Annotated in this window: 18 protein-coding genes; 7 read left to right on the top strand and 11 right to left on the bottom strand. The window is 69.4% G+C overall.

All coding sequences use genetic code 11. From position 1 onward, the window contains the following. Positions 1-109: 109 nt before the first annotated feature. Positions 110-1,366, top strand: coding sequence for an HNH endonuclease signature motif containing protein (locus tag ACZ5IK_RS37295; protein WP_465491966.1), 1,257 nt, complete (start codon positions 110-112; stop codon positions 1,364-1,366). A 411-nt stretch (positions 1,367-1,777) separates the two neighbouring features. On the opposite strand, the gene ACZ5IK_RS37290 is transcribed toward ACZ5IK_RS37295, so the two are convergent. Together ACZ5IK_RS37290 and ACZ5IK_RS37285 are read right to left on the bottom strand one after the other, a co-directional pair. Next, entirely contained in the window at positions 1,778-3,838 is a 2,061-nt protein-coding gene (locus ACZ5IK_RS37290; protein ID WP_465491965.1) for a YhgE/Pip family protein, read from the bottom strand. Further along, the gene (locus ACZ5IK_RS37285; RefSeq protein WP_465491964.1) at positions 3,838-6,531 is read right to left on the bottom strand and encodes an MMPL family transporter; all 2,694 of its coding nucleotides are present in this window, start codon (positions 6,529-6,531) and stop codon (positions 3,838-3,840) included. The genes ACZ5IK_RS37290 and ACZ5IK_RS37285 overlap by 1 nt, the downstream gene beginning before the upstream one ends. 116 nt (positions 6,532-6,647) lie before the next feature. Here ACZ5IK_RS37285 and ACZ5IK_RS37280 point away from each other — a divergent pair, with 116 nt between their 5' ends. Further along, entirely contained in the window at positions 6,648-7,301 is a 654-nt protein-coding gene (locus tag ACZ5IK_RS37280) for a TetR/AcrR family transcriptional regulator (protein ID WP_465491963.1), read from the top strand. Positions 7,302-7,305: 4 nt separating this feature from the next. Here the strand turns inward: ACZ5IK_RS37280 and ACZ5IK_RS37275 are convergent, their stop codons facing one another. Next, positions 7,306-7,797 carry a hypothetical protein gene (locus tag ACZ5IK_RS37275; protein ID WP_465491962.1) on the bottom strand — a complete coding sequence of 164 codons (492 nt, stop codon included), beginning with the start codon at positions 7,795-7,797 and terminating at the stop codon, positions 7,306-7,308. A gap of 240 nt (positions 7,798-8,037) precedes the next feature. On the opposite strand from ACZ5IK_RS37275, the gene ACZ5IK_RS37270 reads away from it, so the two are divergent. Both ACZ5IK_RS37270 and ACZ5IK_RS37265 read left to right on the top strand, forming a co-directional pair. After that, positions 8,038-8,775, top strand: a complete 738-nt coding sequence (locus ACZ5IK_RS37270; protein ID WP_465491961.1) for a carbonic anhydrase family protein — start codon at positions 8,038-8,040, stop codon at positions 8,773-8,775. Positions 8,776-8,871: 96 nt separating this feature from the next. Next, positions 8,872-9,312, top strand: coding sequence for a hypothetical protein (locus ACZ5IK_RS37265; protein ID WP_465491960.1), 441 nt, complete (start codon positions 8,872-8,874; stop codon positions 9,310-9,312). On the opposite strand, the gene ACZ5IK_RS37260 is transcribed toward ACZ5IK_RS37265, so the two are convergent. The 4 genes from ACZ5IK_RS37260 to ACZ5IK_RS37245 all read right to left on the bottom strand — a co-directional run bounded on the left by ACZ5IK_RS37260 (position 9,284) and on the right by ACZ5IK_RS37245 (position 14,510). Next, positions 9,284-12,190 carry an AfsR/SARP family transcriptional regulator gene (locus tag ACZ5IK_RS37260; protein WP_465491959.1) on the bottom strand — a complete coding sequence of 969 codons (2,907 nt, stop codon included), beginning with the start codon at positions 12,188-12,190 and terminating at the stop codon, positions 9,284-9,286. The two genes, ACZ5IK_RS37265 and ACZ5IK_RS37260, sit on opposite strands and share 29 nt — an antisense overlap. Before the next feature lie 2 nt (positions 12,191-12,192). After that, positions 12,193-12,855 (bottom strand): response regulator, encoded by a 663-nt coding sequence (locus ACZ5IK_RS37255; RefSeq protein ID WP_101608672.1) that lies wholly within the window; start codon positions 12,853-12,855, stop codon positions 12,193-12,195. After that, positions 12,852-14,024 carry a sensor histidine kinase gene (locus ACZ5IK_RS37250; protein WP_465491958.1) on the bottom strand — a complete coding sequence of 391 codons (1,173 nt, stop codon included), beginning with the start codon at positions 14,022-14,024 and terminating at the stop codon, positions 12,852-12,854. The genes ACZ5IK_RS37255 and ACZ5IK_RS37250 overlap by 4 nt, the downstream gene beginning before the upstream one ends. Before the next feature lie 114 nt (positions 14,025-14,138). Further along, on the bottom strand, positions 14,139-14,510 hold the full coding sequence (locus tag ACZ5IK_RS37245; protein ID WP_465491957.1) for an MmcQ/YjbR family DNA-binding protein: 372 nt from the start codon (positions 14,508-14,510) through the stop codon (positions 14,139-14,141). A gap of 275 nt (positions 14,511-14,785) precedes the next feature. Between ACZ5IK_RS37245 and ACZ5IK_RS37240 the strand changes: the two genes are divergently transcribed. The 3 genes from ACZ5IK_RS37240 to ACZ5IK_RS37230 are packed head-to-tail and all read left to right on the top strand — an operon-like array spanning position 14,786 to position 18,753. Next, positions 14,786-16,018, top strand: coding sequence for an SGNH/GDSL hydrolase family protein (locus ACZ5IK_RS37240; protein WP_465491985.1), 1,233 nt, complete (start codon positions 14,786-14,788; stop codon positions 16,016-16,018). Positions 16,019-16,077: 59 nt separating this feature from the next. Beyond that, positions 16,078-17,463, top strand: a complete 1,386-nt coding sequence (locus tag ACZ5IK_RS37235) for an FAD-binding oxidoreductase (protein WP_465491956.1) — start codon at positions 16,078-16,080, stop codon at positions 17,461-17,463. 27 nt (positions 17,464-17,490) lie between these two features. Continuing rightward, entirely contained in the window at positions 17,491-18,753 is a 1,263-nt protein-coding gene (locus ACZ5IK_RS37230; RefSeq protein ID WP_465491955.1) for a class I SAM-dependent methyltransferase, read from the top strand. A 3-nt stretch (positions 18,754-18,756) separates the two neighbouring features. On the opposite strand, the gene ACZ5IK_RS37225 is transcribed toward ACZ5IK_RS37230, so the two are convergent. From ACZ5IK_RS37225 to ACZ5IK_RS37210, 4 genes are all read right to left on the bottom strand, one after another. Beyond that, the gene (locus ACZ5IK_RS37225; protein WP_465491954.1) at positions 18,757-20,367 is read right to left on the bottom strand and encodes a thiamine pyrophosphate-binding protein; all 1,611 of its coding nucleotides are present in this window, start codon (positions 20,365-20,367) and stop codon (positions 18,757-18,759) included. Continuing rightward, positions 20,364-21,140 carry a cyclase family protein gene (locus tag ACZ5IK_RS37220; RefSeq protein ID WP_465491953.1) on the bottom strand — a complete coding sequence of 259 codons (777 nt, stop codon included), beginning with the start codon at positions 21,138-21,140 and terminating at the stop codon, positions 20,364-20,366. Before ACZ5IK_RS37220 ends, ACZ5IK_RS37225 begins: the two co-directional genes overlap by 4 nt. A 98-nt stretch (positions 21,141-21,238) precedes the next feature. Continuing rightward, positions 21,239-22,111, bottom strand: coding sequence for a sigma-70 family RNA polymerase sigma factor (locus ACZ5IK_RS37215; protein WP_465491952.1), 873 nt, complete (start codon positions 22,109-22,111; stop codon positions 21,239-21,241). Between the two features lie 34 nt (positions 22,112-22,145). After that, positions 22,146-23,060 (bottom strand): glycoside hydrolase family 16 protein, encoded by a 915-nt coding sequence (locus tag ACZ5IK_RS37210; RefSeq protein ID WP_465491951.1) that lies wholly within the window; start codon positions 23,058-23,060, stop codon positions 22,146-22,148. Positions 23,061-23,139: the final 79 nt, after the last annotated feature.

Here is a 23,139-nt window from a genome sequence, read left to right as displayed (position 1 = left end):
AGAGATATCGAATGTCCCTGTCATCACAGCTCGCTGACCATTTGAAATCGAGCTGTGTCACATGAATATGTAATAGCACAGGTGTTCGATTCAGCGTATAGTTGATGTCGTGTCCAGCGACGATGCATCCCGGACGACACCCACTGAGTGGTGGCGTGTCGATACTGCGACGCTGCATGCCCGCAAACAGGAACTCGAAGTTCTTAAGCGTCAATTGGATGCGGAACAAAACGCGATTCTCGCGGAAATCAATACTCGCGGTGTTCGTGGGTGCAGTGGTCATGGGACGTTGTCGGCGATGATTTTCGAGGACTTCCACGTTACGAACAAGGAAGCCGATGCGCGTGCTGATCGCGTCCTCGCCTTGCACGCCGGTGTGGCGGTGGGCGGTGATCGGGTGCCGCCACTGGCCCCGTTGACCGCTGACGCCGCCTGTGAGGGTGCGATCGGTGGCTCGCAGATCGACGCGATCATCCGCACACTCGCCCGTATCCCGTCTTTCGTCCCGGAAGAGGACGTGCGGGGTGGGGAGAAGATCCTTGTGGATCTGGCCCGGCACGCCGGGCCTCGCACGATCGCCCAAGCCGGACGGAGACTCCTGGACAAGCTCGATCCCGACGGGAAAGAACCCCGCGACGAGAACCCCAAAGACACCCGACCGGAGTTACGGTTCGTCAAGCACCGCAACGGCACCCTCGGCCTGAAGGGCACGCTCGATCTGGAGACCTACGCACGGTTGAAGTCCGACTTGGACCCGATGGCCAAACCCCACAAGGCCATCGACGGAGTCCGCGACTCCCGCACCCAGGACGAACGCTACGGCGACGCGTTCACCGACTACGTCCGGTTGAAGACCACCAGCCGAAACCTTCCCGGCCAGGCAGGCGAAGCCACCCACATTCTGGTCACCATGTCGTATGAAGACTTGATCAGCGACTTGGGTGAAGCACACCTGGACCTGGTCGGGCCGATCAGCGCCACCGACGCCCGCATCCTCGCCTGCGACGCCCGCGTCCGGCCCGGAGTCCTCGGCACCGCAGGCGAACCCCTCGACATCGGCCGCTCCAAACGCACCGTGTCACTCGCCCAGAAATACGCACTCACTATCCGCGACGGAGGATGCGCCTTCCCGGGCTGCGACATGCCCGTGCCTCGCTGTACGGCACATCACATAGTTTTCTGGCGACACCACGGCGAAACGAAGATCGACAATCTCGTCCTGCTGTGTACCAAGCACCATCGGTTGATCCACCACAGCCAATGGAAAGTCCAGATCGCACAGGACGGCCTCCCGGAATTCACCGCACCCGCCTACCTCGACCCCACCGGAGAACCGAGGCGCAACACCATGCATCTGCGGACATAGGCCGTTGCGCCTGGCTCAGGACATCTGGGATGGACGTCAAAGTACCGCCACCTAGCGACGGGGTGGAGGGCTTGCCGCGTCTGATTCGGCGATTCGACGTGGAGCTAGGGCGTGTTTCATAAGTCTGTTCGATGGGCTTCGTGATCCAGGTGGTTCCTGACGGTGCGGGCGGATCGGCCTCGTACCGGGTCGTACTCGGCCGCGTCCTCCCGTGCCGTCAGGGGCCACCTGGGCGCGAAGACCGCGAACATGGCTTATGAAACACGCCCTAGTCCCCACCTTGACCTCGTCCTCGACGTGGCGAACGCGCTTGCCGTTGCCCAGGAAACGTTCGCGACCCTGAAAGCAGGTCGGCCCATTCCTGATCGCCCACCTGAACCGCCGAGCCCCCGAGCGCCACTCACGACCGGCTCAAGCCAGCCGCAGTTCCCGCCCCGGAAGCGACCGCCGCCGATCCGTCACCAGGATCATCGCCAGCGTCCCGATTCCCAGCCACACCACCGACTGCACGATCCCCGACGTCAGCCCGTCCGTCCCGGTCAGCAGCGAGCGCAGCGCGACCAGTGCGCCGTTGGTCGGCAGGATTCCCAGCACGGTCCCGAAGAAGCCGGGCACGGTCGAGACCAGCGAAGCGCCGACGGTCAGCACCAGGATCGCCAACGCGGCGAAACGTCCGGGGCGCTTGAAGATCGCCACCAGTGCTTGGTTGACCACGGTGAACGTTCCGGCCGCGAGGACCAGCACCACGAGCAGCGTCACCGCCTTGCCGAAACTCAGGCCGAGGAACACCCAGAACACCCCGGTCAGGATCAGGGCGGTCAGCACCGCCAGTGTCGCGCCCGGGACGGCCGCGGCGAGGATGATCCGCCAGCTCGGCTCGCGGGTGGTGAGCACGCTCGGTGGCACGGCCTGGATCACCTGGTACGTCGCCAGCGCGCAGCCCCACAGCGCCAGCACGAGGATCAGTGCCACCGCGCCTTCGCCGAACGATCCCGAGCCCGCGGGGTCGGCGATGGCGGGGGTGGCGGCGACCTGTTTGAGGTGGTCGCGTTCGGTCTGGGTGTAGTCGGGGACCTTGCCTCGGCCGTCGTTGAGGCCCTTGGCCAGTTCCGAAGCGCCGGATTCGGCGCGCTGGGCGCCGTCTGCGGCGGTGCGGGCACCGGTGGCGAGGTCGCCCGCGCCGGTGGACAGGGTGGTCGCGCCGCCTGCCAGTTGCCCGGCGCCACCGGCGAGCTGCCGCGCGCCGGAATCGGCGGCCTTGACCCCGGCGTCGAGTTTCCGCGCGCCGTCGGCCGCCGAGCCGATGCCGCCCGCCAGTTCCTTCGACTTGTCCGCGAGTTGCTTGTTCCCGTCGGCGACCTTCTCGGAGCCCGCCGAGAGGTCCTGCACCGCCTTCTTCGCCCGCACGGCGGCGTCGCGGATCTCGGCGCGTTTGCCGTCGAGGATCCCGGCGTCGGCTGTGAGCTTTTCCGAAGCGGCCTTCAAATCTGCGCAGAACTTGTTGTCACCACTGCACTTCTGCGCCAGTTCGGCGAACTTCCGGGCCGAATCGCCCGCCGTGGGCAGGGCGTCGATGATCTGGACGACCTTCTCCGCCAAGGGCGAGATCTTGTCGGCCAGCTGTTTGTTGCCGTTCGCGACCTGCTGCGCCCCGTCGGCCAGTTCCCTGGTCAGCCGGGGCAGCCGGGCGGTGTCCTTCTCGGCCTGGGTCAGCCCCGACGAGAGCTTCCCGGAACCGGCGGCGAGCTGCCCGGTCCCGGTCGCCAACCGCCGAGCGCCGTCCGCCAGCTGCCCGGCCGCACCGCTGAGCTTGCCCGCCCCACCGGCGAGTTCCCCGGCGCCGGAGGCCAGCTTTCCCGTCCCGTCGGCCAGTCCGCGCAGCCCGACGACGAGCTGGTCGCTGCCGTCGGCCGCGGTCACCAGCTGCTGGTGGATCGAGGAGAACCCGACGTACAGATTGTCCACATAGGTCTCGACGATCTGCCGGTTGAGCGCGGTGAGCGTCGCGTTCGCGACCTCCCGGCTCGCCACCGGATCGACGAGACCGGTGCGCTGCGACGTCTCGACGCGCATGATCGCCTGCCGCGCGTCGAGTGGCTTGCCCGAGGTCGACGTGGCCTGCGCGGAGAAGTTCGGCGGGATGGTCACGACCGCCGAGTACGTCCCGTCGGAGATGCCTTCCTTCGCGTCCTCGGCGTCGGTGAGCACCCAGGTGTACGCGGAATCCTCGCCGTGCACGAGGTTTCCGGCCAGTTCGCGGCCGAGCGGGATCAGCTGACCGTTCACGGTCACCGGTTCGTCGGTGTTGACGACGGCGGCCTTGGCCGCGCCGTGGTTGTCGCCGGGCGACCAGAACGCCCACGCCAGCCCGAGCGCGACGATCACCGGGACGAGCACGATCCCGAGCCAGGTCTTCCAGGTCAGCGGGCCGATGGCGGTCGCGCGGACGGAGCCGGTGAAGAAGCGGGACATCAGCGGACCTCGGCGGGGACGGGCGCGGGCGTCATGGCGAGGCCCGCGACGGCGGTGGTGGGCAGCAGATCCCGCACGATGGCGAGGCTCTGGCAGGACACGGCGAACGTCGCGGCCCTGCTCGCGAAAGCCTCTCTCAGCCCGGCGCGCTGAGCGGTGGCGACGACCGTGTCCAGATCGTCGAGGAAGACGAGACCGACGCCTTCCCCGAGCGCGCGGCGGACCTCGCCTGCGGGATCGTCGGTCTCCTTGCAGGCGATGAACGCGACGTTCCGGCGGACCGCGTGCGCGTGCTGCGGCAGCACCCGGCCGAGGACCTTGAGATCGCCGCGGACGTTCGGGACCCGGCCGGCGAGTGCGTAGAGCAGGGCGCTCTTGCCCGCCGGGCCGGAACCGTGCACGGCGAGGATCTCCCCCGGCCCGAGATGCAGTTCGACGTCGAGGAAGAGGGTGCGGCCGCGATCGTCGTCGACGCGGAGATCGGCGGCGCTGAGCACCTCGGACGAGCCGGGCTCGGGCCAGTCGGCGAGCCGGAGTTCGTGGACTAGGCCGTCGCCCTCGGCGTCGAACACGGGGAGTTTGCGGTCCAGCCACGGCGGCAGGCCCCAGGCGCGCGGCCCCAGCAGTGCGAGGATCGCCGGAACCAGGGTCATCCGCACCAGGAAGGCGTCCACGAACACGCCGACCGCCAGGCTGAACGCGATCGGTTTGATCGTGGCGCTGCCGTCGGGCACGAACGCGGCGAACACACCCAGCATGATCACCGCCGCCGCGGTCACGACCCTCGACGCGGACACGAAACCCGTCTCGATCGCCTTATGAGCGTCGCCGTGATGGACGTAGTCCTCCCGGATCCGGGAGACGAGGAACACCTCGTAGTCCATGGCGAGTCCGAAAAGGACACCCATCAGGATGATCGGCAGGAAGCTGATCACGCTGCCGGTGCGGGTCACGCCCAGCGCCTCGGCCAGATGCCCCTGCCCGAACACGAACGACGTGGCACCGAACGCGGCGCCGATCGAGAGCAGATAGCCGAAGGTGGCCTTGAGCGGCACCAGCACCGAGCGGAACACCATCGCCAGCAGTACCAGCGAAAGCCCGACGACCAGGATGCCGAACGGCAGCAGCGCGCTGCCGAGCTGCGTGGACACGTCAATGCCGACGGCGGTGAACCCGGTGACCGCGGTCTGGACGCCGTACCGGTCCTGGAACCGCCCTTCCATCGACCGCAACCGCTCGACGAGCTCGCCGGTCGCCTCGTCCGAGGCACCGGTCGTGGGCACGACCTGGATGATCGCGGTGTCGCCCTTGGGGTTCGGCGTGGCGAGCGGGACGACGGCGACGCCGGGCACCCGGCGGATGTCGTCGGCGATGCCGTTCGTGATCCCGACCGGATCGGTGGTCGACAGGATGTCCGCGGTGACGATCAGCGGGCCGTTGAACCCTGGCCCGAAATGCTCGGCGACGACGTCGTACGCGACGCGGGCCGGGGTGCCGTCCTCGTCGGTTCCGTTGTCCGGCAAGGCGAGCCGGAGATCCAGCGCGGGCACCGAGGCCACCGCGAGCACGCCGACGATCAGCGCGATCGTCAACCACGGCGACTTGGTGGCGAGCCGGACCCACCGCAGGCTGAAACGGGCCTTCTTCTTGCGCTTGCACTTCTTCGGCTTCTTGGGCCGTAGCCGCTCACCGGCGAAACCCAGCAGCGCGGGGATGAGGGTGATGGCCACGATCACCGCGACGGCGACCCCGCCCGCCGCCGCGACGCCCATCGTGGTCAGGAACGGGATCCTGGCGACGAACAGACCCAGCAGGGCGATCACCACGGTGAGGCCGGCGAAGATGACGGCGGATCCCGCGGTCGCGGTCGCCCTGGCGATGGACTCCTCGACTTCGAGTCCCTCGGCGAGCTGATCGCGGTGCCGGGAAAGCAGGAAGAGCGCGTAGTCGATGCCGACGGCCAGCCCGAGCATGACCGCGAGCATCGGTGCCGTGGAGGACACGGTCGCCACCGAGGTCGCCGCGTAGACCAGCGCCACCGACACACCGACGCCGAGGATGGCCGTCAGCAACGGCATTCCCGCCGCGATGAACGAACCGAACACCATCAGCAGCACCACGAGCGCGATGACGAGGCCGATCCCCTCGGTGGGGCTGAGCTTCGGCACCTTGTCCGAGAACGCGTCGCCGCCGGTGAGTACCTCGGTGCCCTGGCCGATCCGGTTCTCCAGATCCTGCGCGACCCCGGCGAGCGCGGTCCGCGTCGACGGCTCGATGTCGGCCAGCCCGACGTCGAGTTGCACGGTGACCAAGGCGGCGCGACCGTCCTTCGACACCGCGTCGTGCACGTTGGCGTCGAAAGGATTCACCACCGTCGAGACCTGCGGCGCCTTGGTCAGCCCGGGCACCACGGCGCCGACCGCGTCGCGAACGGCGGCGGCGTCGGCCCGCTGTCCTTCGGGGACGAGCACGACCAGTTGTGCCGAAGTCCCGCTCACCTGCGGGAAAACCCGGCCGAGATGGTCGAGCGCCTCCTGGGATTCGGAGCCGGGGATCGCGAACGTGTCGTCGGTGCCCTGGCCGAACAGCAGCGCCGCCCCGCCCGCGACGCACAGCACCACCAGCCACAACGCGGTGACGAGCACGCGTCCACGGGCGGCCAGCCTGCCGAGGCGGTAGAGGAATGACGACACGATCGGCTCCCGGCACTCGTTGGATACAGGGCGTATCGTAATACACTCTGTATCCGATTCACGATGTATCCTGTCCCACAGCCGGGTGAACCGGGCGCATACGGGAGAATGGCGAGATGACCGAGGAGCGGGGCGTCACCATGACCAGGCGCCGGGCGGACACCCGCCGACGGCTGATCGACGCGGCGTACGAGGCCTTCTCCGAACGCGGCATCCGGGACACCCCGGTCGAACTGATCTGCGAGCGCGCCGGCTTCACCCGCGGCGCCTTCTACTCGAACTTCAGCTCGAAGGAGGATCTCTTCCTGACCCTGTTCCAGGAGGAGACCGCGGTCCGGCTCGAGCGTTTCCACGACGCCACGGAAAGCGTGCTCGGCGAGACCGTCGTCGACGCGCACGACGATCTCTCCCCCGCGCTCGGGCGGATCGCCGAACTGTTCATGGTCGCGCTCAGCGCGGACAAGAACTGGTACCTGCTGTGCGCGGAATTCCGCACCCAGGGCCTGCGGCAGCCGGAGATCCGCGATCGGATCGGCGCCGCGTTCCGGTACTTCCACACCGAACTGGCCAAGGTACTGGTCGGCGCGCTCGACCGGATCGAGCGGAAACTGACGATCTCACCGGACGACGCGGTACTCGTCCTGGTCGCGCTTTACGAGCAAGGGCTGCAGAACTACCTGCTGGAAGGCACCGAACTGCCCGGCGACGGGCGGTTCGTGAGCGAACTGATCCCGAAGGTGATGGCTTCCCTCATCGTCCCGGCGACCTGAGTCGTCAGCACGGCGGCGGGAGCCAGCCGGGCGTGGTGACGACCTGCTCGGGCGCCACGGTCATCTGCGAAGTCTTGGTCCCGAAGCTGAACCCGACGAGCCCGCCCGCGCAGACCCGGACAGCGCCGGGCCCGCCCTGCGTCCGGGATTCCCGCCAGGCGACGGGATCCAGCCCGACCCGCCACACCTTCCAGAACGGCGCGCCGTCCCGATGACCGGTACAGGGATCGTTGGCGGGCAAGCCTTCGACGCGGCAGACGTAACGGGAATCCCCGTACGGCCCGGTTCCGCTCCCCAAGTGCACGGCGAGCCCGGAGCGCTCGAGCGCGGTCCGCACGTCGCCGGGTGAGCCGGGCACGCAGCGCACGAGCACCCCGGCCTCCATGCCCACCGCGACGGTCACCCCCTCCGTTCCGGCGCACGCGCCGGTTCGCGGAACCGGGTCCACGGCGGGAAAGAGGGCCACCAGACTGAGGAGCACGGACAAGATCGGCACGCCCGGATACTACGGGTGCCCTCCCGGCTGCGCACAGTGAATCTTTCGCGGAGGTCCGGCACAAATCACGCTCCCTTTCGCACGAAAGGAGGGAATATGTCGGAAATTGCCCTACTCAGGGGACTTGCACATTTTTCGGCACAGGAAAAAGATGTGTTCTTCTCGCGCGCACCACTCATGAGGTGCGGCCGGCTTTTGTCCGGATGATCACAGTTCATCCGGACCACGAAAGGTTCAAGCGTGACACGCAGGCGCCTTGTCGCATTCGTCGTTCCCGTCGCCCTCGCCGGATTCCTGCTCACCGCGGGCGGCACCGCCCAGTCGCGGCAGCCTGCACAGAGCCCGGTCGACATCTCACCCGGCGCGATCCGGTTCGACCCCGCGTCGCCGAGACTGAACGTCTTCTACGGCCATTCGGATCTGGACCTGGAATACGTCCGAAAGGACGCGTCGGACACCAACGGATGCAGTACGAGAAATCACGAAGAAACCGAGGAGGCCGTGGTCAGGCCCGGCACCGGGCACGTCACGCTCGCCGGGGTCCGCTACGAGCTCGAACAGTTCCATTTCCACACCCCGTCCGAGCACCGCTTCCAGGGCAGGACGGATCCGCTGGAAATGCATTTCGTGCACCGCAGCGCCGCCGGGAAGCTGCTGGTGATCGGCGTGCCCCTGCGCGCGGGCGCCGCGTCGCCGATGGACCGTGTCCTGGCGAAGCTCGCGCCGGAGTGCGGCGAAACGGTGGCGCTGGCGGACTTCGACCTCGACACGCTCTTGCCCCGCAACCGCGGCACGCTCCGGTACGAGGGCTCGCTCACCACGGCCCCGTTCACCGAAGGCGTGCAGTGGTTCCTGATGTCCGAGCGGACCGTCTCCCCGGCGACGATCGCGCGGTTCCAGGGCCTGTTCGGTGACGGCAACGCCCGCGCGCCCCAGCCGCTCAACGGACGGCACCTGACCGCGGTACCGCACATTTAGGCCGACACAAGCGTTTCATCCGGATTTCATGGCGCCGCCTTACGGTTCCGAGCACGGATCCGCACCGGCGGACCGGAGGTCCTCGAGGAGACGTGCATGAGCCCGGCGAGCCGGACCCCGTACAACATGGTGATGCCCCGGGACGACCGGCCGAGTCCCGGGGAACGGGATGGGGTCTTCGGACCGGGCTGGAGCTGGGCGGCGTTCTTCACCCCGTGGGCCGACGGCCGCCCGTCGCCCCGGTACCGGTGGACGCTGTTCGAGACCGCCGCCCAGGCCGTCGACGACCTCGGCCGCTGTCTCGACGACGGCAACGTCGGAAGGCGCGGCGCCCTGTGCTCGTCCGTGCTCCGGAAGCGCGGGGCGCCGCGGGAACTGGTGCTGTGCGACGCCGCGGACTGGGCGTGCGTCGTCCACGAGGTCCGTGCCGGGAGCCACGTGACCGATGCCGCTGACGCCTACTTCACCCGGTGGCGGACGAGTATGGCGGGACACCGCTTCACGATCGTCAACGCCGGTGTACCGACTGTCTGGTGAGGTCCAGACCTTCCAGGGCGAGCGCCCGTTGCTCGGAATCACCGTCGGGTCCGATGGTGGTCAGCACCCATTCGAAATACTCGCGGGCGGCCGCCGGATCGCCCGCGGCGAGATGGGTGCGGCCGAGCCGGTTGCGGATCTCGGACTCCATCCCGACGATGGTCTCCTCGGTGACCGCCGCCAGCGCCCGCCGCTGCAGTTCGAACGCCTCGCCGAGATTCCCGAGTTCCAGTTCCGCCGCGCCGAGGCGCGCCAGGCTGGTCGCGATCAGCAGGCCGTCCGTCGTCTCCTCGGCGAGCTCGACCGAACGCCGGAGATCCAGCACGGCTTCGGCGAACCTGCCGGTTTCGAGCCGGACGGTGCCGCTGTGGCACAGCACCCTCGCCAGCATCCCAGGGCTGCCGATCTCCTCGCTCAGGTCACGGGCGCGGCCGAGGTGGACGAGCGCTTCTTCGTGCTCCCCCTGCAGGTAGGCGAGATAGCCGAGCGCGGACAATGTCCGTTCGGCCAGCCAGTCGTCCCCCACTTCCTCGGCCAAGATCATCACCCGCCGCATGCCGGGGATCGCGAGATCGTGCCGCCCCGCGATCAGATCCGCCATGGTGAGCCCGCCCAGTGCCCGCGCCTCCACCCCGCGGTCGCCGGAGGTCTGGCCCGCCCGCAGCGCGTCGTCGAACCAGCCGCGCGCCCGGTCGAGCTGCCCCTGCATGGCGTACGCGTAGCCGAGGCAGAACCGCAGCGACGAGACCAGGCGCCCGTCCTCCGCGCGTTCGGCCAAGGGCAGCGCGATCTGCAGTGCCGTCCGGGATTCGTGGTACCGCTGCTGGCGCGCGAGATAGTCGACCAGCCCCTCGGCGATCGAGCACGCGAGGCCGTCCAGCCCGGCCTCCGCCGCTTGGGTGACCACTTCGGGCAGGTCGCCGGCGGCGTCCAGCCAGGCGGAGGCGTCGCGTTGCCCGGTGAACGGTCCGCCGCCGGATTCGACCGGGAATCGTGCGACACCCCATTCGCTCGCCCGGCGGGCGGCGCCGAGGTACAGGCCGTACACCCGTTTCCGGGCTTCTTCGACGACGTCGCCGGGCAGTCCCCCGGCGAGCCGCCGTGCGTAGACGGCCACCAGATCGTGCAACCGGTAGCGGCCGCTCGCCGGTTCCTGCAGGAGGCTCGCGTCGACGAGACTTTCCAGCCGCCGCTCGGCTTCCGCCGGTGAGCAGTCCAGCAGGGCGGCGACCGAAAGCCGGTCGAATTCGGGGGTCGGGGTCAGGCCGAGCACGCCGAACGCGCGTTGCTCGACGGGCCGCAGTTGTTCGTACGACAGGCGCAGTGCCACCTCGACGCTGCGGTCTTCCGCGGTCAGCTCGCCGAGCCGCCGCTCGTCGTCCGACATCCGGTCCACCAGGTCCTTGAACGTCCACATCGGACGGTTCTGCAGCCGGGCGCCCGCGATCCGCAACGCGAGCGGCAGCCGCCCGCACAGTCCGGCGAGCGCGCGCACGGCGAACCGCTCGCCCTCGGCCCTCGGCGCTCCCACGATGCGGCCGAGCAGCCGTTCCGCGGCTTCGAGGCCCAGCGCGCCGAGGGAGACGCGGCGGTCCGCGTCCAAACCGGACAGACGACGGCGGCTGGTCACCAGCACCCGGCTGCCCGGACCGGACGGCAGCAACGGCCGCACCTGCCCTGCGGACTCGGCGTTGTCGAGTACCAGCAGCAACCGCAGTTGCGCTGTCGCCGCCCGCCACGACGCGGCCAGTTCGTCGAGATCGTCCGGCATGACGCGGTCTTCGACACCGACGGCGCGCAGCAACCGCCGCAGGGCGCGCTCCGGCGTCACCGGCTCGCGACCTTCGGTGTACCCGTGCAGATCCACGAACAACGCACCGTCCGGATAGGACTCGCGAAGCCGGTGTGCCGCGCACACCGCGAGCGTGGTCTTCCCCGCGCCTGGGACGCCGTCGACGGCGTCGACCGAGACGGACTCCGGGTCGCCGTCTTCGACGAGCAGCGCGAGTTCCCGGTCCCTGCCGACGAGTTCCCCGTTGGTGGCGGGCAGCTCGTTGCGGATCCGGCGCGGCGTCTCGCGGCGCTGAGAGACCCCGAGCAGCGCGTCGTCCCCGCGCAGCACCGCCTCTTGCACCTGCCGCAGTTCCTCGCCCGGCTCGACGCCGAGTTGCTCCACCAGCCGCTCGCGGACGTCGGTGAACACCTCCAGCGCCTCCGCCTGGCGCCCGCCGCCGTAGAGCGCGCGCATCAGCAGCGCGGCCAGCGGCTCGCTCGGCGGGTCAGCGGACACCAGCGCCGACAGCTCGCCGATCACCTCTTCGAATCGGCCGAGTTTCAGCTGTGCCCGCAGTTTCCGGCGCAGCAACAGGAGCCTGCGTTCCTCCAGCCGTCGCCGCTCGCCCTGGACGAACGCGCCGGGCAGTCCCGTCAACGGCTCGCCATGGAACAGCCGGAGCGCTTCGGCGAAGGTGTCCACCGCGGTGATGAAGTCGCCGGTCTCCTCGGCCGCGGCCGCGACGACCGCGATCTCCTCCAGCCTCGTCACGTCCAGCCGCACCCCGCCGCTGGCGAACCGGTAGCCGCCGCGGTCGGACACGATCACCGAGTCCCGAGGCTTCTGCCCGGAGGTGTCCAGGCATTGCCGCAGCCGCCGGACGTACACCGGCAGCACGTTCGACTCCGGCGGCCGTTCCCAGAGCCCGTCGGTGAGTTCGTAATGGCTGACGGTCACGTCCGGGCGCAGCAGCAGCGCGGCCAGCACGGCCTGCTGCCGGACCGGACCGAGGTCCAGCCGTGTCTCCCCCTGCCAGGCCCGCAACGGGCCGAGCACCTCGAACCGAAGCCGCGAGTCCTGCATGTTCCCCCCTTCGTTTCGCATGGCTAGCCCGGCACCACGATCCCGTGGTCGAACGCGTAGACGATCGCGGCCGCCCGGTCCCGCAGCTGCAGCTTGGTGAAGATCCGGCCGATGTGGCTTTTCACGGTCACCTCCGAAATCACGAGTGTCGCGGCGATCTCCGCGTTGGTCAGCCCGCGGCCGATCGCCCGGAGCACGTCTTGTTCCCTCGGGGTCAGCAGTTCGGGCGAACGTCCGCCGCTGCCGTTCCCGGCGGCCTGCCGGTAGGCGGCGAGCACGCGGCCGGTGACCCCGGGGTCGAGCCAGGCGTCGCCCGCGGCGACCGCGCGCACGGCCCGGATCAGGTCTTCGGCGGGGGAATCCTTGAGGACGTAACCCGCGGCACCGGCCCGCAGCGCGTCCGCCAGGAGGTTGTCGTCGTCGAAGGTGGTCAGCGCGAGCACCGGCGGATGACCACCGGACCGCCGCAGCCTGCTGGTCGCCTCGACCCCGCCGACGTTCTTCATCCGCAGGTCCATCACGATGGCGTCGACCTCGTTCGCGGCCAGCGCCGCCGGCACTTCCGAGCCGTCTCCGCACTCCCCCGCTATGACGAACCCGTCGCGGCGCCGCAGGATGCGCCGCAGCCCGGAGCGGACCAGCTCCTGGTCGTCGACCAGCAGCACCCGGATCTCGGCGGCGGTCACGGCTTGGCTCCCGGCACGGTGACCTCCACGACCCACTGCCTGCCATTGGGCCCGGCACTGAGCTTGGCGCCGAGCTGGGCCGCGCGGACGGCCATCCCCGCCAGTCCCGAACCGTCCTCGGACGTGCGCCGGGCGGCGGCGGGGAGAGGGTTGCTGACGACGAGCTTCGCGCCCGACCGGCCGGCGTTCAGCCGGACCTCCGCGGTCGCGCCGGGGGCGTGTTTGACAACGTTGACGAGTGATTCCTGCACGATCCGGTAGAGGCCCAATCCTTCCGAGGCGCCTACCCGGCCGAGGTCGCCTTCCTGTGTATAGCGCACCGCCAGTCCGGCGACCCGGGTGCGTTCCACCAGCGTCGCGATGTCCTCCACCCCAGGCAGCGGGGTGGAGCCCGACGGGGTGTCGGCGAGCAGGCCGACCGTGCGGCGGATGTCGGCCATCGCGGCCCGTCCCACCTGCTCGGCTTCGGTGAGCGCCTCGATCGCCTCGTCGACGTCACGGTCCTGCTGCAGCGCGCGCCGGGCCCCGGTCAGGTGAAGGAGCGTGATGCTGAGCGAATGGCCGACGACGTCGTGCACCTCGCGTGCGATCCGCTGCCGTTCGGCCAGCAAGGCCTTGTCACGGGAAGCATCCCGGTTGACGCGTTCGGCGTCCAGCACCCTGGTGTACCAGCGGACCATGAGCCCGCCGCTGAGGCCCAGCAGGATCGCGACCATGTACACCGGCCCGCCGACCAGCCCGCCCCAGATCCCCGCCACGACGAGAACCGTCTCGCCCGCGACGGTGACGAGGGCGATTCCCCAGGTCGTCCGCAGGACACTGCCCGCCTCGGTGGCCGCGACCAGCAGCAGCAACGGCGCGAAATCCGGGAGTACCGGCTGGAGGAGCAGAATCGAGGCCGCGACGATCAGCGCGGTCATCCGCACCCACGGCATGATCCAGTCGGTGATCGTCCAGATCACCGACGGCGCGATCACGATCAGTCCGGCCAGCGCGATCGGCTGCGGCGGCAGGAGAGCGTCCCGTTGCACCAGCGCGACCGTCGTGAACACGAAGCTCACCGCGCTCGCGCACAACGCCCCCCACCAGGGCAGGCTCAGTCCGGCACGGGTGAGACTGACCTGCACCCGTGCCCGGAACCGATCCACCAAGATCTCCAGCACGGGCATCAGCCTAGGAAGTACCGGGAAGCGCGTCATCGTGCGGCGGGCGGCACCCGTCTCCGCCCACGGTAGGAGGCCGGGGTGGCACGGGCCGATGAAATCCGGATGAAACCCTGGCGCTCACTCCTGGCTGAGCGCGACCCACTTCAGCTTCTCCTGTTCCCGCTTCGGCAGACCCGCGACCACGAGGTCGTAGGAGTCCTCGACCATCTCCCGGACGAAGCCGTCGGTCAGCGAACCGTCCAGCTCGACGGTGTTCCAGTGCTGTTTGTTCAGGTGGTAGCCGGGGATGATCGCCGGATGTTCGGCGCGCAACCGGACGGCCAGGTCGGGCTCGCATTTGAGGCTGACGCGCAGTGGCTTCGCCTTGAGCGCGCTGAGCGCGAACATCTTGCCCGCGACCTTGAACACGCTCGAATGCTCGTCGAACGGGAACTCCGCGCGGGCACCGGGGAAGCCGAGACAGAGCTTCTCGAGAGCGGCAGGCGTCATACGGGAACACTAGGGCGTGTTCATGAGGCTGTTCGATGGGCTTCGTGATCCAGGTGGTTCCTGACGGTGCGGGCGGATCGGCCTCGTACCGGGTCGTACTCGGCCGCATCCGCCTGTGCCGTCAGGGGCCACCTGGGCGCGGAGACCGCGAACAGCCTCATGAAACACGCCCTAGCCCGGCCCACCGACAGAAACCTGTCCTCTCCGGCGCATTGACCGGCTGTCGGTGATTCCCTGACGATGAAGGGAGTCGACTGGGTGGAGGCGTGACCGACATGCGACTGGACCGCGGAAGAAACCTGCTGGTGGCGGCGATTCTGCTGCTGGGTGTGGTACCGGGAGCCGCCGCGGCGGCTCCCGCCGTCCCGGTGGAAAGCGGGGTAAGCACCGCCACGAGCGGCTGGGTGGGCACCTGGGCGGCCGCACCCGCGGCCGGGGTGGCGGGCACCGACAACGGCTACCCGAACTTCTCGATCCGCAACATCGTGCACACCAGCGCCGGCGGGCGCGAGGTGCGCGTACGGCTGTCCAACGCCTTCGGCCGGACGCCGGTGCTGTTCGGCCGGGTGACCGTCGCGGTCGCCGCCGGCCCGGACACGCCGCAGGCGGTCCCCGGCACGATGCGCACGCTGACCTTCGGCGGCGACGGCGAGGTCACCGTGCCGCCGGGCGCCGACATCGTCAGCGACGGCGCGGCGCTGACCGTGCCGAGGGACGGCGACCTCCTGGTGACCACGTACACCCCGACCCCGTCCGGTCCGGTCACCTACCACCCGCTGGCCATGCAGAACTCCTACTTCACCCGGAACGGCGACAAGGCCGCCGACGAGTCGGCCGCGGCGTTCCCGGAGAAGACCGCGGTCTGGCATTACGTGTCCGGAGTGGATGTCCGGGGTCCCGGTCTGCGGGGCAGTGTCGTGGCGATCGGCGACTCGATCACCGACGGGGCGAACTCGACGTGGGGCGCGAACCTGCGCTGGCCCGATCAGCTCGCCGACAAGATCAGCCGGGATACCGGCGTGCTCAACGCCGGGATCAGCGGGAACCGGCTCCTGCTCGACGGCGGCAACTACGGCGTCAACGCGCTGGCCCGGCTGGACCGGGACGTGCTGGCCCAGTCCGGCGCGCGGACGGCGATCGTGTTCGAGGGCATCAACGACATCCAGCAGACGCCGCACCAGGCCGATCCGAACAAGATCATCTCGGCGCTGAAGCAGATCGCGACGAGGGCGCACGACCGCGGCCTGCGGGTGCTCGGCGCGACGATCACGCCATGGAAGGGCTGGGGCTCGTACACGCCACAACTGGAGGAGACCCGGCAGGCGGTCAACCGGTTCATCCGGACCAGCAGGCTCTTCGACGGCCACATCGACTTCGACGCGGTGATCCGCGATCCGGCCGACCCGCAGCGGATGAAACCCGAGTACGACTCCGGCGATCACCTCCACCCCGGGGACAAGGGCTTCACCGCCATGGCGGACGCGGTCCCGCTGTCTCGGCTGAGGTAGCGAAATAAGAGCTGCGCCGCGCGGTTCCGTGGGGCACGATGAGCTGATGGCGATCAGGAATGGCTAGCGGCGACGGCGGAACCCGAGCGACGGCCCGCCTGGTCCGGTTCGCCGAGCACGAAGCGCGCGCCGAAGCGCTCCGCGCTCAGCTGGCGGGCCTGCACGGCACGATCCGGCTGGCGAAGCGGACATCGAACCTGTTCCGGGCGCGGACGGCGACCAGCACCCCGGGACTGGACGTCTCCGGGTTCACGCACGTCCTCGACGTCGATCCCTTGGCTCGCACGGCCGACGTCGAGGGCATGGTCACCTACGAGCAGCTGGTGGACGCGACCCTGCCCCACGGGCTGATGCCGCTGGTCGTGCCGCAGCTCAAGACGATCACGCTCGGCGGCGCGGTCACCGGCCTCGGCATCGAGTCCTCTTCGTTCCGCAACGGACTCGTGCACGAGTCGGTGCTGGAGCTGGAGTTGCTCACCGGCGACGGCCGGATCGTCGTCGCGCGGGCCGACAACGAGCACAGCGAACTGTTCCACGGCTTCCCGAACTCGTACGGCACGCTCGGTTACGCGCTGCGGTTGAAGATCGAGCTGGAGCCGGTCAAACCGTACGTGCGGCTCGACCATGTCCGGTACGACGACACCGAGGAGTACTTCGCGGCGCTGGGCGAGGCCTGCCGCAGCGGGTCCGCCGACTTCGTGGACGGGACCGTCTTCGGCCCGGGCGAGCAGTACGTGACGCTGGGCACGTTCACCACCTCGGCGCCCGCGACCAGCGACTACACCTGGCTCGACATCTACTACAAGTCGATCCGCGAACGCGAGACCGACCACCTGAGCGTCCGGGACTACCTGTGGCGCTGGGACACGGACTGGTTCTGGTGTTCCCGCGCGTTCGGTGTCCAGAGCAGGCTCCCCCGGCTGCTGCTGGGCAGGAAACTGCTGCGATCATCGGTCTACTGGAAGCTGGTGGCGCTCGACCGCCGGTTCGGGATCGCCGCGAAACTCCTCAAGCTGCGACGGCTTCCCCCGGAGGAGACCGTCGTCCAGGACATCGAGGTGCCGCTGTCGCGGGCCGCGGAGTTCCTGGACTTCTTCCGCCGCGAGATCCCGATCAGCCCGGTGTGGATCTGCCCGCTGAAGCAGCGGCCGGGCGGCGTGAACTCGCCGCTGTACGAAATGGACCCCGAAACGCTGTACGTCAACTTCGGCTTCTGGTCCGCGGTCCCGCTGGACCCCGGCGAGGGGCCGGATACGCACAATCGGCTGATCGAGGCCGAAGTGACGCGACTCGGCGGGCGGAAATCGCTGTACTCCGACAGTTTCTATACCGAAGACGAGTTTTGGCGGCTGTACAACGGCGACGCCTACCGGAAACTGAAGACGACCTACGACCCGGACGGCCGCCTCCTCGACCTGTACGCGAAATGCGTGCGGCGGCGGTGACCCGGGACGGGAAGAAGAGAGACGAACATGGCTGAGACGACGACCGTCGGCAAGATCTTCGAGCGGTTGCTCGGCCCGAGCGCCGCGGTGTCCATCACCGGCTACGACGGCAGCGCGAGCGGCCCGGCGGACGCACCGGTGTCGATCCACGTGCGGTCACCGCTGGCGCTGACGTATCTGATGTCGTCCCCGGGAGACCTCGGGCTCGCGCGCGCCTATGTCGCGGGCGCGCTCGATGTGGACGGTGACCTCTACACGGCACTGCGCGCGCTCGTGGCCCAGGTCGACCAGCTCAGCCCCGCCGACCGGGTGTGGCTGCTGCGCAAACTCGGCCCCACGCATCTGCGCCGCGTCGCCCCGCCCGCCGAGGAACTGCCGAGCAGGCTCAAGCGCGGCCTCGACGGGTTGCGGCACTCCAAGACGCGCGACAGCAACGCGATCTCGAACCACTACGACGTCTCGAACCGGTTCTACGAACTGGTGCTGGGTCCGTCGATGGCCTACACCTGCGCCGCGTATCCGTCCGTCGAATCCTCGCTGGAAGAGGCGCAGGCGCACAAATTCGACCTGGTGTGCCGGAAACTCGGCCTCCGGCCGGGGATGCGGCTGCTGGACGTCGGCTGCGGCTGGGGCGGGATGGTCGAACACGCCGTCGAGCACTACGGCGTCGAGGCGCTCGGCGTCACCCTTTCGCGCGAGCAGGCGCAGTGGGCGCAGAAGGACATCGTGACCAAGGGGCTCGCGGACCGGGCCGAGGTCCGGCACCTCGACTACCGCGACGTCACCGAAACGGGCTTCGACGCGGTGTCGTCGATCGGGCTCACCGAACACATCGGCGCGCGGAACCTCCCGTCGTACTTCCGTTTCCTCGCCGGGAAGCTGAAGCCGCAAGGCCGCCTGCTGAACCACTGCATCACCAATCCGGACACCTCCGTCGCGCACAGTTCGCGCGGCTTCATCGACCGGTACGTCTTCCCCGACGGCGAGCTGGAGTCCGTCGGGGAGATCGCCACCGCCATGCACGACAGCGGGCTCGAGGTGCGGCACTCGGAGAACCTGCGCGAGCACTACGCCACCACCCTCGGCGCGTGGTGCGCCAACCTCGACGCGAACTGGGACGAGGCCGTCGCCGAAGCGGGCGCCGGGCGGAGCCGGGTCTGGGCGCTGTACATGGCCGCGTGCCGCCTCGCCTTCGAGCGGCGGGAGATCGAACTGCACCAGGTGCTCGGGGTGAAGGTCGGTCCGGACGGGGACTCGGGAATGCCCCTGCGGCCGGACTGGGGCGTTTAGCGTTCAGTGGCGGAAGGCTTCGGCCAGCCACCACGAGCCGCCGTCGTCGGCGATCTTGGCGTCGATGACGAGCGGCGCGTCCCGTGGCCCGCCGAGCCAGTCCGTGACGGCGGCCAGATCCCCGGCCGACCGCACGGTGACGCCGTCGCAGCCGAAGCCCCGGCCGATCGCCGCGATGTCGGTGTCGGGGAACCGGACCGTGGTCATGTCCGCGGCGCCGAAGTGGTGGATCTCGGCGCCGTACGCGGCGTCGTTGTAGACGATGACCACGAGCGGGATCCGCAGCCGTACCGCGGTTTCCAGTTCGGAAATGGCCATGTGGAACCCACCGTCGCCGACACCGAGCACCGGGAGCCTGTCCGGCCTCGCCAATGCCGCGCCGATCGCCGTCCCCAGGCCGAGCCCGACGCACTGGAACGCTTGGGTGAAACAGAAACCGTTCTCGTCGGGAACGGACAGGTACGCGCTCGGGTAGCCCATGAAGTTGCCGGAGTCGATGGAGACCACGCGTTCTTCCGGGACGATCTCGTCGAGACGGCGGCTGAGGGTGCGCGGATCGATCCTCCCGTTGCCGGATAGGTCGTTATACGGCACGTCGGTCCAGCTCGTCGCGGGGATTCGCGATCTCTCGGCGCCATGGCCACGCGTGCCGAGTTCCGCGTGGACGTCGGCGGCGGTGCTGGTGACGTCGCCGACCACACCGAGGTCGATCGGCCGGTGCGCGCCGAGCGCGGCCTGGTCGACGTCGACCTGGACCAGTCGCGCGTCCGGGCCGAGGAGCGTGCCGTGCCGCGTGGTCCACATGTTCAGCGCGCACCCCCAGCCGATCACGAGGTCCGCGTTTCCGATGAGCTCCGCCGCCGCGGGCGACGAAAAGCCGCCCGAGATCCCGACGGAGAAGGGATCACCCTGGAAAAGGCCGTGTGCCACCGCCGAAGTCGCCAGCAGCGCGCCGGAGACTTCCGCGAGTTCGCGGAGCGGCGCCGAACTCTCCCGTGCGCCGCGGCCGGCGATGAACACCGGCCGCCGCGCCCCGGCGAGGAGGTCGGCCAGTTTCGCGACCGCCTGCCGGTCCGGCCGGATCGGCGCCGGGCCGGGGATTTCCGGAACCGGGACGGCTTCGGGCGCTTCGTGGGCTTGGACGTCGAGCGGGAGGTTGAGCAGGACGGTCCGGCGTTGCTGCCAGGCCGTCCGGTAGGCGCGGACGGTGTCGGCGATCGCGGTCGCCGAGCCGTGGACGCGTTCCGGCACGGCGCCGACGGCGGTCGCGAGCGCGTCCTGGTCGATCCGGAAGTTCGACAGCACCGCCGACGCCGCGGTGTCGGCGGCCAGGACGATCATCGGGGTCCGGCTCTTGGCCGCCTCGGTGATCCCGGTGAGCGCGTTGGTCAGCCCGACACCCTGATGGAGACTCAGCACCGACACACGGCCGCTCATCCGCGCGTACGCGTCGGCCATGCTCGCCGCGCCGCCCTCGTGCCGCGCGGCGACGAACCGCACCCCGCCCGCCCGCAATCCGTTGGTGGCCTCGAAGTTGCCGCTGCCGACGACCCCGAACGCGGTCCCCACCCCGAGCTCCGCGAGGGTGCGGCCGACCAGCTCCGCGACCTTCATGCCCGCTCGACCAGCGCGTAGACCCGGGCGGGGCTGCCGGAGCCGCCGACGATCGGGAGCGGGCTGACGACCAGCAGGGCTCCGGTGGATGGCAGGCTCGCCAGGTTCCGCAGCTGGGTCAGGCCGTGCTTTCCCGCGCCCAGAAGGAGTTCGTGGCAGGGGAAGGCCGGTTCGAGGGCCATCGCCTGTCCCGCGTCGGTGCCGACGGTCTCCACGCCGAACCCGGTGATCGGCGCCTCCTCCGCGAGCCAGCGAGCGCACTCCGCCGAGATTCCCGGCGTATGCGGGCCGTTCTCGTCGTTGTTGAGGAAGGTCTCCTGGTCGTGCGACCGGGCGTCCCACCCCGTGCGGTAAAGCAGCCAGCCGCCGTCGGGCAGGGGCCCGTTCTCGCGCTCCCACGCGCGAATGTCGTCGATGGAGAGCAGGAAGTCCGGATCCTCCGCCGCGCGGGCGGAGGCGTCGAGCACCACCGCCGGGGCGACCAGCGAGCGCAACGGCACCTCGGAGACGTCGTGACCGTCCTTGCCCGACAGCCAGTGCACCGGGACGTCGAGATGGGTCCCGGTGTGCTCGCCGGTGTGGATGTTGTTCCAGTACCAGCGCGGCCCGCGTTCGTCGTACCGGCTGATCTCCTCCAGCCCGAACGGGATCGTGTTCGCGAACGGCTCCGGCAGCCGCAGGATCGGCGTGCTCGCGCTCAACGGGGCGGTGAGGTCGACGACCTCGATCGCGCCCTTGGTGAGGGCGGTGGTCAACTGGGCCAACAACGACATGCGTGCCTCCCGGACGTGACTGCGGCGTCCGGATCACCTTAAGCCGGGAGCGAGAGTGGCGGGTCCCGCATTCAGTCGACTAAATGCGGGACCCAGGATCAGTCCACGATCGCCAGGTCCAGGCCCTGCAGCCGGTCCCGGTCCGCGATGACGTCGATCTCGGCGATCTTCCCGTCCTTGAACGTGAACGCGAGCACCACCGAAGGACGTCCTTCGTCGGCCATCACGAGTCCGATGCCGCCGTTCACCAGCGCGAGCTGAGTGACAGCCGCCCGCACCGAAGCGGCCGCGGCACCACGTGCCACCACACCGGCGCCTTGCAGGAAGATCGGCGCGCGCGAGGGGCCCGCGGCCTTGTCGGCACGGAGGACGACGTCGGGGTGGAGCAGTTCGAGGAGCGCTTCGAAGTCCCCGCCGCGGGCGGCGGCCAGGTAGGCGTCGACGACTTGGCGCCGTCGCGCGAGGTCCGGTTCCGCGGCGGCGGGACGGCCCTGGACGCGGCGCCGGGCGCGGCTCGCGAGTTGCCTCGCGGCGGCCGGGGTGCGATCGATCAGCGGGGCGATCTCGTCGAAGGGCACCGCGAACATGTCGTGCAGGACGAACGCGAGCCGCTCGGCGGGTGCCAGCGTGTCCAGGACCACCAGCATCGCCAGCCCGATCGAGTCGGCGAGCACCGCGTCGGCGGCGGGATCGACCGAGGAATCGGCGGGCTCGGAGTACGCGGCGTCCAGCGGATCTTCGCGCCGGTGGTCGCGTGAGCGCAACACGTTCAGGCACACCCGCGCCACCACGGTGGTCAGCCAGCCGCCGAGGTTCTCGATCTCCCCGGCGTCGGTCCGGGCGAGCCGCAGCCACGTGTCCTGGACGGCGTCTTCGGCCTCGCTGGCGGAGCCCAGCATCCGGTATGCCACGGCCCGCAACCTGGTCCGATGCTCCTCGAACCGTTCCGTCAGCCGATCACGCTCGTCCACCGCACTCCTCGTTCCCGCAGAACCCCGAGCCTATTTAACAACCCCCGAGATCGTCGGCGAACCGCACACCCGAAGACCGGTACGAAGCGGCGCGTCCGGCGGCCACGGCCGGCGTCACGACCTCGTTCTTCGCGTAGTAGACCCAATCCACCTGTTCGAGGTAGGTGCTCGTGCCGCCGGTGTGCTGGGTGAGGTCGATGAACCACTGGTTGAAGTTCAGCGACATGTTCTGCCGCGGATAGACGTCGAACGGCCCGCCGCGGTCGTGGTCGGCCACCAGGGCGCCGTCGATGTAGTACCGCACATGGCCGCCGGACACGGTCGCGGCCACGGAGTGCCAGCCGTCGATGCTGCGGCGCTGGCTGTCGCTCTTGTTCTCGGCGTACCACGGGTCCGGCGTGTAGGTGTGCCAGCTGGTCTGGAAATCGACCGGCCCCGCCTCGCCCCAGCCGCCGTTCGGCAGGTACTCCGAGAAGTCCAGTTCGCTGTAGATCGGGTCGTTGTCGTAGCGCAGCGGGCTGATCGTGAAGAACGTCTGGTTGATCCGGTCGCCGTCGGGGCCGGACGACGGCGCGTCGGAGAAGCGGATCCGTGCCGCGTAGGTCCCTTCGAAGAACCGCCGGTCGGACTGCATGATCTCGGTCTGCGTCGTACCCGCGGACGTGCCGTCGGTGGTGGAGGCGAGTTGCAGCACCTTGTCGCCGCCCGACGTCGGGAACGTGATGCCTTCCGGTGCCCACCGCGCGCCAGGGACACCGGGGCCACCGCCGCCGGAGCGCACTTGCCAGCCGTGCTGGGAAAGCAGACCGTCGGTGTGCGAGACGTAGTGGAAGTCGTCGAACAGCGCCCCGCACGCGGCCGAGCCGCTCGCTGTCCCCGGCGCCAGCCCGAGCGTGGCGACCGACAACGCGGCCAAAGCGGCGAAACGGAACTTCTTCGAGTTCGACATCGCTCTCTCCTTTACCACTGGTCAGCTTCTTTCAAGGTCTCCCCGTGAAGTGGTAAAGTCAATAGGTCTAGACAACTTG

The sequence above is a fragment of the Amycolatopsis sp. NPDC031561 genome, assembly GCF_055580625.1.
This window is presented reverse-complemented; position numbering and strand designations above follow the sequence as displayed.